Source organism: Paenibacillus tyrphae, from assembly GCF_024158745.1.
Taxonomy (GTDB): domain Bacteria; phylum Bacillota; class Bacilli; order Paenibacillales; family NBRC-103111; genus Paenibacillus_G; species Paenibacillus_G tyrfis_A.
On the sequence record NZ_JAMZAW010000085.1, the window covers coordinates 1 to 271 of the forward strand.

1 tRNA gene and 1 rRNA gene are annotated in these 271 nt (G+C 54.2%); both read right to left on the reverse strand.

Annotated features, from left to right (window positions below):
* Nucleotides 1–17 precede the first annotated feature (17 nt).
* Nucleotides 18–93, reverse strand: a tRNA-Ala gene (locus tag NI000_RS36620).
* 86 nt (nt 94–179) lie between these two features.
* Nucleotides 180–271 (reverse strand): 16S ribosomal RNA (locus NI000_RS36625); the annotation flags it as partial.

A 271-nucleotide genomic window follows, 5' to 3' on the forward strand; every position in this document is an offset into this window, starting at 1 on the left:
GCTGTGATGGAATTCAATGGTGGAGCCAAGCGGGATCGAACCGCTGACCTCCTGCTTGCAAGGCAGGCGCTCTCCCAGCTGAGCTATGGCCCCGTTGAAAGCTCCATCAAAACTGAACAAATGAGAGACGAATCCTTTGTTTTATGTCCGACGACCTACAGTCATCATGGACTCCATAGAAAGGAGGTGATCCAGCCGCACCTTCCGATACGGCTACCTTGTTACGACTTCACCCCAATCATCTACCCCACCTTCGGCGGCTGGCCCCTTG